Below are 10,996 nucleotides of genomic sequence, written 5' to 3'. Positions count from 1 at the left end.
GCCTACGCAGGTTCAAGTCCTGCACCTGCCACACCAGCTTTTCCCAGCTCAGAGCCCCGCAAGGGGCTCTTTTGCTTTTCCGGGACATGCAGCCAGATGCCGCTCTGAGCGGCCTCATGTCGGTGGTCGCGTAATATACGCGCAATGATCTTGAGGCTGTTTTCCCAGGTCGCGCCGGGCTTTCAGCGTGGTTCAGAGGCGAGAAGCAGCTGGTGAAAGGTCGAAGGGTCCCGGATGGTGTCCGGGGTCGAGGAACATGGGGACAGCCATTAGCGGTACGGGCTGTTCGAGCAGGTTAGGGCGGTGCCCGTGAGTCGGCTTTCAGCTCGACCATGGCAGGATAGTCCGGCGAGATACCGCGATCTTGCATGTTTCCGCAGGTCGCGGTGATCATCTGTACCATGATCCATCTCACCGCTAATGGCTGTCCCGTCGTTCCTCGACCCCGGACCACGCGCGAACCGGGGTGGCAGGGCCTGCCTCGGTTCCCCTTCGGCGCATGCCCCGCGGGTGACCCCTGCATGTTGGCCGCTCCTCAGGTGGCGGTGATCCGGCTGTCGAACCAGCTCGCGTGTTCCCTGGGTGCTGGATCTCAGCGATCACCTGGGTGGGGCCGGCCGACGCCAGGCAGCGAAGGTGCCTGAGCCCTTGTTCATGATCTGGATGAGGAAAGAGGGCGCTGGCCCTGTCACCTCATGGCAGGAGACCGAGGCGGCGGGCGGCGACGACCGCTTCCAGGCGGGAGCGGGATCCGAGTTTGCGCGTGGCGCTGCGCAGGTAGCTCTTCACCGTCTCCATGCTGAGGCCAAGCTCGGCGGCCGCGTCGGCGTTGGTCTGCCCGACGGCGACGCATGCGAGCACGTCCAGCTCCCGGGGCGACAGAGCCGGTCCGCCGTAGGTCCCAGCGGCAGGATGGCGTGCGGCGGCGAGTTTGTCGCACGCGGTGTCGAACCGCTCGCGCGTGTCCGGGTCGGTGATCTGCTGCGCCAGGACGCGCAGTTCCGCGTACGCCTCCCTGACCTTCTCCCACTGGTGCGTCATGGGCGCCGGCGCTCGGTCCGCCGCAGTCCTCCGCTCGCCCAGCCACGCTAGGTGGCGGGCGATCTCGTCACGCACCGCCAGTTCCTGCTCCACGTCGCGGGCGGCGCTCACGACTGCCTGGACGGCGCGATCGCCCAGCGGCAGGGGCTGGCGCACCGCTCCGTACAACACCGCGCGCACCGTCCGGCGCACCACTACAGGCGCCGCCACCATGGCGCGCAGGCCTTCGGCGGTGATCACGCGGTCGTACTCGTGGCTGATCCGGTCGGTGGCGACGTAGTCGTTGACCGCCAGCGGGCGCCGCAATGCGACCACCTTGCCGCCGAGACCGAGGCCGAAGTTGAGCATCACCCCGCGCAACGCGCCGTTGGTGACCCCGGCGAACTCCTCAAGCCGCACCTGCCCCCGTGCGGTCACCACCCCGCCAAAGGCGAGCGGCAACCCGGTGCTGGCGCGCAGCTCGCCGAGAGCACGGCCGATCAGCCGGCTGTCCTCGGCGAACGATGTCGGCCTGGTGATCACGACGCCTCCTCGGCACGAGGGGCGCTGCCGCGGCGCCTCCCCTCATTCGGGGGTAGTCCACCCCGGCTCGGCCCGGGAAACATGCAGTTAACCGTACGCGTCGATTCACCGCGTCTTCAAGGAGTCCGATGACCAGTCCGGAACAGCGCATGGCGCAGTTGCTCGCGAGCTTCGGCTCACCGCAGGCATGCGCGGCGGAGTTGCTGTGTGACCGGCATCCGGCCGATGCCGTGGCGTTCACCGTCGTCGAGTCCGACCTGACTAGCCGGGATCTGACGTTCGGCGAGCTGTACGAGTCCTCGGCCCGCCTGGCGAGCGCGCTGGCGAAGCTGGGCGTGGGCCGGGGAGACCGGGTCGCCACGCTGATGGGCAAGTCCGCCGAACTGGTCGTCGCACTGCTGGCCATCTGGCGACTGGGCGCGGTACACGTGCCCTTGTTCACCGCTTTCGCACCGTCGGCGATCGCGATCCGGATCACTGACAACGCCACCAAGGTGGTGATCGCTGACACCGACCAGCGCGCCAAAATCGACCCGTCCCCCGACATTCCAGCAAACGCCCCGTGGCAGGTCATCACCACCGGGCCGGCCACCGGCGAGGATCTGGCCTTCGCGGAACTGGTCGCCGGCCACCCGCCCCTGGAGCGCGCTCTCCCCGCCGGAGGCGACGCCCCCCTCATCGAGTTGTTCACCTCCGGCACGACCGGATCGCCCAAGGGCGTCCCCGTCCCGCTGCGCGCCGTCGCGGCGTTGGCGATGTACCAGGAGTACGGCCTGGACCATCAGCCCTCGGACGTGTTCTGGAACGCCGCCGACCCCGGCTGGGCCTACGGCCTGTACTACGCCATCGTCGCTCCGCTCGCCCTCGGCCGGACCAGCCTCCTACTGCACGCCGGGTTCTCCGCAGCGCTGACCTGGTCGGTGCTGTCGCGGTTCGCGGTCACCAACTTCGCGGCGGCGCCGACCGTGTACCGGGCCCTGCGCCAGGCCGACGCACCGGTCCCGGACGGCCTGCAGCTGCGACACTGCTCCTCCGCCGGCGAGCCGCTCACTTCTGAGGTGATCCCTTGGGCCGAACAGACACTGGGCGTGGCTGTCCTCGACCACTATGGACAGACCGAGGTCGGCATGGTGATCGCCAACGCCTGGCACCCAGCCCTGCGGACCGAAGTGCCACCCGGATCCATGGGACGCGCCCTGCCGGGATGGACGGTCCAGACACTGAGGCTGGACGACGACGCCCCCGCCGGAGCGGGCGAGACTGGCCGGGTCGCGGTCGACTGCGCAAACAGCCCCCTGATGTGGTTCTCGGGCTATCAGGACGCGCCCGATCGCACGGCTGAACGGTTCAGCCCCGACCGGCGCTGGTATTACACCGGCGACACTGCGGCGAAGGACCAGGACGGTCACCTGTTCTTCGCCGCCCGCGACGACGACGTCATCCTGATGGCCGGCTACCGTATCGGACCGTTCGACGTCGAAAGCGTGCTCGCCCGGCACGAGGCCGTCGCCGAGGTGGCGGTGGTCGGCGCGCCCGACCAACTGCGTGGTGAGGTGCTCGTCGCCTTCGTCGTGCTCCGGCCCACCGCCCAACCCAGCGGCGATCTCGTCGCCGAACTTCAGCGATCGGTCAAGACACAGTTCGCCGCGCACGCCTACCCTCGGGCCATCCACTTCGTGCCGGAACTGCCCAAGACCCCCAGCGGCAAGATCCAGCGCTTCCTGCTGCGACGACACCTCCCTTCAGGTTCACCACAGATGTAGCCGCTGAATCCCTGCCCGGCACGACCTCGCCGCCAAGAGCATCCATGTGCCGGGCCGGGCGCACCCACCCCAACAACGGAGAGGCCTCACCGTGGCCATGTTCCAAGACGCCCCGCAGCGACCGGAGCAGTACCGCAAGTTCGACCGAGAGACACCACGCTGGTTCAGCGACGCCAAACTCGGCATCTTCGTTCATTGGGGACCATTCTCGGTGCCCGCGTGGGCGGAGCCGATCGGCGCATCCGGAACGATGGACCTGGCGCATTTCTTCAAGCACAACCCCTACGCCGAGTGGTACCACAACACTATCCGCGTCCCCGGCAGCCCCGCAGCCGAGCGCCACCGCGACGTGCACGGCGGCGCGCCGTACGACGACTTCCTCGACCAGTGGACCGCGAAGAACTTCGACGCGGACGAGTTCATGGCGCTCGTCGCCGCCACCGGCGCTGGCTACTTCGTGCCGACGGCGAAACACCACGACGGCGTCACCCTGTGGGACGCACCCGGCACGGGCAAGCGCAACACGGTGCATCGCGGTCCGCGCCGAGATCTCATCGGTGAGTTCAGCGCTGCGGCACGCGCGGTCGGCATCCGTTTCGGCGTGTACTATTCGGGCGGACTCGACTGGCACTTCGGCGACAGCCCGCCCATCGTCGATGAGAGCTCCTTTGGCGCGCGCCCGATCGACCGGGCCTACGCCGACTATGCCTTCGACCATGTGTCCGACCTGATCGCCCGCTACCGGCCGGACGTGCTCTGGGGTGACATCGAATGGCCAGATGCCGGCAAGCCCGAGGGACCCAAAAGCCTCGTGCGCCTCTTCGAAGCGTTCTACGCCGCGACCCCAGACGGTGTCGTCAACGACCGGTGGGGCGAGACCCACTGGGACTTCCGCACGAGCGAATATCAGCACGGGCGCGGCATCGAGGGCGCGAGCATGTGGGAGAACACGCGCGGCACCGGCTACTCCTTCGGCTACAACCAACTGGAGGACGAGGGGCATTCCCTGAGCGGCCCCGAAGCGATCCGGCACTTCGTCGACGTCGTCTCGCGCGGCGGCAACCTGTTGCTCAACGTCGGGCTGATGGAGGACGGGACCGTGCCTGCCCTGCAGCGCAGGACGCTCACCGAGCTCGCCATGTGGAATGCGGCCAACGGTTCGTCGGTGTTCGGGTCGGTCCCCGTCGCCGGCGACATCGCCAAGCCCGGCGCCGAGCCCTGGGTGCGCTGGACGCGAACCGGTGAGGAGGTCCACGCCTTCATCTCGACCACCGGATCCGCCGTGACGCTCGAGGTGGACCCTGCCCGCATCGATGCGGGATCGGCCCGCTTCACCGGCGGTGAGCGAGCATCGGCGCAGGTGGCCGACCTGGGTGTCATCCTCACCATGCCTGTGAACCCCGCCGCTGGTCCGGTCCAGGTGACGTTCGACCTCCGTTCCGCGTAAAGGGGAGACAGCATGTCAGGCACCACGCCGACCCGACCCAAGCCGCCGCTCATCGCACGCATCATCTGGAGGATCCCGCTCCTGGCCGGGCCTCGGCTGGCCACGGCCACTGCTGAGCAGTTGAACAAGCAACAGGAGAAAACGCGCGCGAAGAGTGGCCGCATGACAGCCACGACCCATCAGCGCGTGATCGACGGGCCGGGCGGCCCGATCACTCTCCGCATCCACACGCCCACCACCCCCACCTCCGGGGACCGCGCCGTGGTGGTGCACTTCCACGGCGGTGGCTGGGTGTCGGGGAGCCCGCGAGAAGCGGATTTCATCTGCTCGACCATCGCCGAGGGGACAGGGGCGATCGTTGTGTCGGTCGACTATCGCCTGGCACCCGGACATCCCTACCCCGCGGGCCTCGACGACTGTTACGCCGCGCTCGTATGGGTGAGCGAGAACTCGGCCGCGCTCGGCGGCGACGCCGCACGCATCGGGCTGGTCGGTGAGAGCGCGGGTGGCAACCTGGCCGCGAGCGTGACTCTGCTCGCGCGAGATCGTGGCGGCCCGGCGATCCGTCACCAAGCCCTGCTCTATCCCGCGACAGACGCCTCGACGTCGGCGCCGTCGCACCGCACCAATGCCAACGCCCCCTGGCTCACCGCGGCCGGTGTCCGCAACGCCTACCACCACTACCTGCCCACTGGTATCGACCGCATGGACCCGGGGGTTTCGCCCCTTCATGCGGCCGACCACGCAGGCCTGCCGCCCGCGGCGATCGTCGTGGCCGGCCACGATCCGCTCCGCGACGACGGCGTCTGGTACGCCGAGCGCCTGCGGCAAGCTGGAGTTCCGGTTGACCTGTTCAACTATCCCCGGATGGTGCACGGTTTCGCCAACGTACCCGGTCTGTTCTCCGACACCGCCCTCGCCCTGGCAGAGGTCATAAGAGCGCAGCGCCGTCATCTGCCAGGCAAGCAGACGGCCTCCGGGGTCGAGGAACATGGGGACGGCCATTAGTGGTACGGGCTGTTCGAGCAGGTTAGGGCGGTGCCCGTTGAGTCAGCTTTCAGCTCGACCATGGCGGGATAGTCCGGTGAGATACCGCGATCTTGCATGTTTCCGCAGGTCGCGGTGATCATCTGTACCATGATCCATCTCACCGCTAATGGCTGTCCCGTCGTTCCTCGACACCGGTGTCCCGGGACCCTGGCCGTACGGTGTGCGTCTCATACGGTCAGTGCGTCACTGATCCGCTGGTTGGCGATCTCTTTGTGCCCGTCGAGGCACTTGGCGTAGACCCGTAGCAGGACATCCACGCCATGGCCCGCTCGTTCGGCCACGTCGGGGGCGGAGACGCCCACGTTGAGCCAGAGAGAGACCGCCGCGTGCCTCAGGTCGTACGGCCTGCGAGCGAGGGGAGACGCGACCTGAGCGGGAGTAAAGGCGAGTGCCCGAGCCTCCTGCCAGACCTCGGTGTAGGCCGTCGAACCGATCACACCACCGCGCTCACTGCGGAAGAGCCGCCCGTCCGGGCCGGTCCCGTACTCCTCGATGTGCTGCCGGAGGATCTTCACCAATTCGGGAGGGATCGGCACCGGCCGCACATCGGCACGGCCTCGATGCTTGAGGCCCCGTTCCTCGTGAGTACTCCCGCTGTCGGTCCACTTCGTGTTGACCTCGGGCCGGGAGACATCGATCGTCAACCGTCCCCAGCCTTTGGCGGGCAGGTGGCAATCCTGGAGTCGCAGGCCGACCGCCTCAGCCGGACGCAGGGCCGCGTAATACATGCAGGCGAACAGCGCCATGAGCCGCCGGCCCCGACCGCGTCCGCCCACGTAGGTCACCATCGTCAGGAGTTCCTGAGCCTGTCGAGGGTTGACCGCAACGCGGGGATCAACGGTCTCGGTGGTCTTGGGAGGCTTCCACTTGACCTTGTGCAGCGGGTTGGCCGATAGCTCTTCCAGCTCCACCGCGTACTCCAGGACGGCATGGAAGACGGCCCGCTTACGGGCGATCGTGTTCGGCGCCGCGGCCTTGCCGTCGAGACGAAGAGCCAGCGCATCCAGCGCCAGCCGTACGACCCTGGTCTCTCCCAGATCCACCAGGTCCAGAGAGGCGCCTTCAATCCAGCGGATCGCCTGCGCCATGTCGGTGGGAACGTCTGGCCTCTTGCCGTCGGGGAGGAGCGCGTACTTACGAAGTGCGGTCCGCAAGATCTCGGCTTCGGGACGCGCCGGCCGATCCTTGGTCAGCGCGGGGAGCAGCGTCGCGAGCGCATCAGACGCGCTGTCTCGGCTCTTGGCCGCGGCGTGAGGCCACTTCATGGCGATGTAGGCTCGTACGAACTCGAAGATCGTCCGGGCGCTCTTGGCCTGGAGCATGGAGAGCGGAAGCCCGGTCTCCATGTCGAACGCCTCACCCTGCTTGGCCGCCTGCCGCAGGTCCGACAGGAAGCTCTCGGCGAGAGCCTTGGTTCGCAGAGTCTTGGACTTCTGACGACCGCCGACCTTCCAGCGGATCACGTAGGACGGCGTCTTGCTCGTCTCGTTCCGGCGGATCTCCCAGAACTTCACGTCGTACGAGGTGTTCACGCCGCCTCCCGGAGAGTCTCAAGCCATGCGGTGAACTCGCTGCGGTAGATGCGGATCTCGCCGTTCGGAAGCTTGAGGCCCTGGGGTGCGTGGCCGATCTCCCGCCAGCGGTAGAAGGTGCGCCGGGACACCCCGCCTAGCTCGTCGAGGATCTCGGGGACGGTCATGAGTTGGTCGCGGCTCTTGCTCACGCTTCCTCCCGTGTCTCGACTGCCGAAGGATCTTGCCCGGTTGCTTTGGCTTGCAGGGCCAGGAGGGTTGCTCGCCAGCGTTGGCGTTCGGCCACCATCCGCAGCAGCCGCAGGGCCAGGGAGGGGATGGTGCCGTCGCCGGCCGGGACGGGCTTCCACAGGTAACGGTGCGGATCGGTGGGCTCATCGGCCAGGCCGAGGGCTTCCATGACCCAGGTGCGGCGATCGCGCTTGTGCTCCGACAGGGTCTTGTTGGACCACTTGCGTGAGACCAGGACGCGGCGTCCGGCGTAGCCGAGGTGTTCGGGCTTGTGTGCCTTGCCCCGGCACCGGCCCGGCGTCATGCCCGCCTTGGCGCCCTTGGGTTGCACGCCGTAGCGCAGCCAGTTCGGACAGGCCGCTGAGCACGGTTCGTAGCGCAGTGCCTCGATCATCCGGGCGGCGTGCTGGTGTTGGGCGGGGTTGTCGGGGTCGAGGGTGTCGCCGAGGCTCTTGGTCAGGTACTTGGACAGGTAGCGGATGCATTGGTCGGCATCGGGGGTGCCGCCGAGGACGCCTTGCACGTCGACCTGGGGGCCGAAGCGGACCACGTGTAGCGGTTCGGCGTCGTCATCGGCGTCGAGCCGGTCGAGAGCTTCATGCCAGGTCGGCAGGAGCTCCCCGGTGGCCGGGTCGAGGTAGTCGCCGTCTTGTCCATCGGGGTAGGTCTCCCCGTCGGGCAGGTCGGCCCGCGTGACCCACACCGGCAGATGCTCGCCGTCGAACTTCACTTCATCGACTGAAGGCCACCACACCTGGTGATAGGTGGCCGCCGCGATCGCCTTGACCTCCGCGCGGGCCATGGTGCCCCGCACAGCCATGTGCAGGTGCGGGGCGAGGCGCTTCTGAGGTTCGACGGAGGAGAAGTACTGCACGTCATAGCCCGCCACCCGCCGCAGGTTCTGCACGAAGCGATCCACGAGCTTGGAGAAGTGCAGGGCGTCGCGAGCGGCCCGCGGGTAGTCGTAGGTATCCGGATCGACCGGCACGCCCTGGCCGGCGCGGATGCGGCCGTAGGAGGGCAGGGTCAGGGTGATGAACAGCGACGGCCGGTAGACCATCCCGTCGGAGCCGGTGAAGGTCCGCCCGAGCGTGGTGTTCTGCCGGACCTTCTTGGGCAGGTCGGGGGCATCCTGACGCCGCTTGGTGGAGCGGTTGCGCTTGGATGCGGTCCGGCCGCGCAGGCTGCCGCGCATCCCGACCGCGTTGATCTCCTCATCCAGGCCGACAAGCACCGCGTCCAGATCGGTGGTGTCGTGGCCGGCCTGCTCGGCGGCATCGCGCTGAGCCTGCATGTCGGCGCGAAACTCCACCAGCCAAAGCTGTTCCTCGGTCGGCTCATCCGGGATGGTGGAGGGTTCGGCCTCCAGGTGCCAGCCCTCCCGGCATTGCGCCATCCGCAGGTAGCGGTTGCGCTTGGCACACGAGGGACACTTGGCCTCCCGGGTGGTGCCGCAGGGCACGTTGACGTCCTCGGTGATCCCGGTCTGGACGTCCAGCCGCCGCAGGAGCACCGGGCGAATGCACACCCCGTGCTGCTTGGCGATCTCCACCGCGACATCCAGGGCGAGCGGCATGGCCTGTCGGTCGGCCCGGGAAAGAGCGCGGTCGTTCGGGTTGGTCATTCGTCCTCCTCTTCGTCGTCGGGGTCGATGAGGGCGCCCTGTCCACACGCGTGGCACTCGACCAGGCCGCGCATCAGGTCCAGCCACAGAGTGTTGACCGCGCCGCAGGCTGAGCAGCACAAGCCGTCGAGGATGTAGGCCAGCTCAGTCACGCCCGTTCGCCTCCCGCCGCACCTCGGTCAGGTCGGCCACCAGCCGAAAGACGGTCCCGTATGGGTCGGTGCTGATGCGGACGTTGGACAGTTCGAAGGCCAGGACCGGCTGAGTGCGGCGCGGTCCCAGGAGGGCCAGGACGGGCCGTTCACAGATCCGGGTGATCTCTTCGTCGGTGCCGTGGAAGCAAACCCTCATGCGGTCACCTCCCCGGCCATGGCGCGGATGTCGGCATCGGAGACGTAGGCGGCGCGCACCCGGATCGGGTCAGGTGAGGTTTCCAGGCGGACGTAGGCGATGCCCGCGCCGAGGTCGGGCTGAGGAGAGATCAGGTCGGCCAGTGCGCCGCGGTCTCGTGCGCCGTCGCCGAGGACCATGTCCACCTGCTCGGACTCATCGAGCCGCAGCGCGATCTTGTCGGGGAACAGGTTGCGGATGCTGAGCACGTCTTTGCGCGGGTCTTGGAGTGCGGCCAGGACTCCGACGCCGACCGCCCGCCCCTGGGTGGTGAGCGTGGCCAGCGCGGCGGAGATGCGGAGTTTCAAGCCCTTGTCGGATTGGTAGGCGGTCAGGAACGCCACCTCGTCAACCACCACCAGGACGAACGGGTCTCGGACGGTAGGGGTGTGGGAGCGTTGGAGGCCGGCGAACCGGTCGGCCCGCTCCTGCATGACCGCCACGGCTGCCTCTAGCAGATCGGCGCAGTCGGCCGGGGCGGCGGCGTAGCGGTCTTTGAACAGGTCCCGGCCGAAGGACAGCTCCATCCGCTTGGGATCAAGCGCCCACACCTGGACCAGGCCCGCGCGGACGGCGGGCAGCAGGCCGCGGATCGCCGACCAGATGACCGAGCCCTTGCCCGCCCCGGTGGCCCCGGCGACCAGGACGTGGGTGCCGTGGACTTTGAGCAGCCACGGTTTGCCGTCTTCGCATTGGCCGACCTCCACCGGCCCGACTGATGTCTCCTCGGGGATCGTCACCGCGGGTAACGGTGTGGCGAGGGGATCGTGGCGGGGGAAGACGAGCAGTAGCCGGCCCGAGCGGGCGATGGAGACGCGGCAGGAGGTCGCGCCGAACCCATGGGCCAGGTGCTCGGTGCGATCGGACCAGTCTTTGACCGCATGGCCGGTGAGCATCTTCACCGTGACCACATCGGCCCAGGAGGTGCAGCGGACGCCGAGGACACGGGGCAGGTAGTCCCGGCCGCGGACATGCCTCCCCAGCCCAGAGATGATCATCACTGGTTGCCAGTGCCGCCGGTAGATCCACACCAGCCGCCACCAGGCCAGCAGACGCCAGCCCACCAGCCGGGCGAACGAGGGACGATCGACCAGCGCCCAGGCGGTGAGGCCGAGCAGCACCAGGGCAACGAGTCCGAGGCCCCATTGCCAGCCGGACAGCCAAGCCAGCGCGCAGGGAACTGCAACGACGGCCGAGGCGATCGGGTAGCGCCAGAGCAGCCGCACCACACCAGCCAGCAGCCGCCAAGCGAAAATGATGAGGGTGACGATCGCCGGGGTGCGCAGGACGGCTGGGCGAAACACCACGGCGGTATCGGGGGTGGTGGAGACGAGGTGTTGCGCCTCGTCGCCGGGCAGTTTTTTGAACATTAAGCTTGAGCCCTCTCTTGATTTGC

Annotated in this window: 10 protein-coding genes; 3 read left to right on the top strand and 7 right to left on the bottom strand. The window is 68.1% G+C overall.

The genetic code is table 11. The annotated features are described in order from the left end of the window. Positions 1-693: 693 nt before the first annotated feature. Positions 694-1,563, bottom strand: coding sequence for a helix-turn-helix transcriptional regulator (locus CHC08_RS44520; RefSeq protein ID WP_245878950.1), 870 nt, complete (start codon positions 1,561-1,563; stop codon positions 694-696). Positions 1,564-1,691: 128 nt separating this feature from the next. Between CHC08_RS44520 and CHC08_RS44515 the strand changes: the two genes are divergently transcribed. The 3 genes from CHC08_RS44515 to CHC08_RS44505 all read left to right on the top strand — a co-directional run bounded on the left by CHC08_RS44515 (position 1,692) and on the right by CHC08_RS44505 (position 5,781). Next, complete coding sequence (locus tag CHC08_RS44515; RefSeq protein ID WP_089213419.1) at positions 1,692-3,326, top strand: AMP-binding protein; 1,635 nt, start codon at positions 1,692-1,694, stop codon at positions 3,324-3,326. A 97-nt stretch (positions 3,327-3,423) separates the two neighbouring features. Continuing rightward, on the top strand, positions 3,424-4,773 hold the full coding sequence (locus CHC08_RS44510; RefSeq protein ID WP_179282584.1) for an alpha-L-fucosidase: 1,350 nt from the start codon (positions 3,424-3,426) through the stop codon (positions 4,771-4,773). A gap of 162 nt (positions 4,774-4,935) precedes the next feature. Beyond that, on the top strand, positions 4,936-5,781 hold the full coding sequence (locus CHC08_RS44505) for an alpha/beta hydrolase (RefSeq protein WP_179282583.1): 846 nt from the start codon (positions 4,936-4,938) through the stop codon (positions 5,779-5,781). Between the two features lie 209 nt (positions 5,782-5,990). On the opposite strand, the gene CHC08_RS44500 is transcribed toward CHC08_RS44505, so the two are convergent. From CHC08_RS44500 to CHC08_RS44480, 6 genes are read right to left on the bottom strand one after another with little or no spacing between them, the layout of a single operon-like run. Continuing rightward, positions 5,991-7,355 (bottom strand): tyrosine-type recombinase/integrase, encoded by a 1,365-nt coding sequence (locus tag CHC08_RS44500; RefSeq protein ID WP_089213416.1) that lies wholly within the window; start codon positions 7,353-7,355, stop codon positions 5,991-5,993. Next, positions 7,352-7,522, bottom strand: a complete 171-nt coding sequence (locus CHC08_RS44495) for a helix-turn-helix transcriptional regulator (protein ID WP_043654382.1) — start codon at positions 7,520-7,522, stop codon at positions 7,352-7,354. The genes CHC08_RS44500 and CHC08_RS44495 overlap by 4 nt, the downstream gene beginning before the upstream one ends. A 20-nt stretch (positions 7,523-7,542) precedes the next feature. Continuing rightward, the gene (locus tag CHC08_RS44490; RefSeq protein WP_089213415.1) at positions 7,543-9,210 is read right to left on the bottom strand and encodes a replication initiator; all 1,668 of its coding nucleotides are present in this window, start codon (positions 9,208-9,210) and stop codon (positions 7,543-7,545) included. After that, positions 9,207-9,362, bottom strand: coding sequence for a hypothetical protein (locus tag CHC08_RS50335; protein WP_179282581.1), 156 nt, complete (start codon positions 9,360-9,362; stop codon positions 9,207-9,209). Before CHC08_RS50335 ends, CHC08_RS44490 begins: the two co-directional genes overlap by 4 nt. Then, entirely contained in the window at positions 9,355-9,561 is a 207-nt protein-coding gene (locus CHC08_RS44485) for a hypothetical protein (RefSeq protein ID WP_089213414.1), read from the bottom strand. Before CHC08_RS44485 ends, CHC08_RS50335 begins: the two co-directional genes overlap by 8 nt. After that, the gene (locus CHC08_RS44480) at positions 9,558-10,970 is read right to left on the bottom strand and encodes an FtsK/SpoIIIE domain-containing protein (protein WP_089213413.1); all 1,413 of its coding nucleotides are present in this window, start codon (positions 10,968-10,970) and stop codon (positions 9,558-9,560) included. Before CHC08_RS44480 ends, CHC08_RS44485 begins: the two co-directional genes overlap by 4 nt. Positions 10,971-10,996 lie beyond the last annotated feature (26 nt).

Origin of the sequence: Streptosporangium subroseum (assembly GCF_900188345.1) — a bacterium.
Lineage (GTDB): Bacteria > Actinomycetota > Actinomycetes > Streptosporangiales > Streptosporangiaceae > Streptosporangium > Streptosporangium subroseum.
The sequence above is the reverse complement of the archived record's forward strand: the minus strand, read 5'-3'. Positions and strand labels throughout refer to the sequence as shown.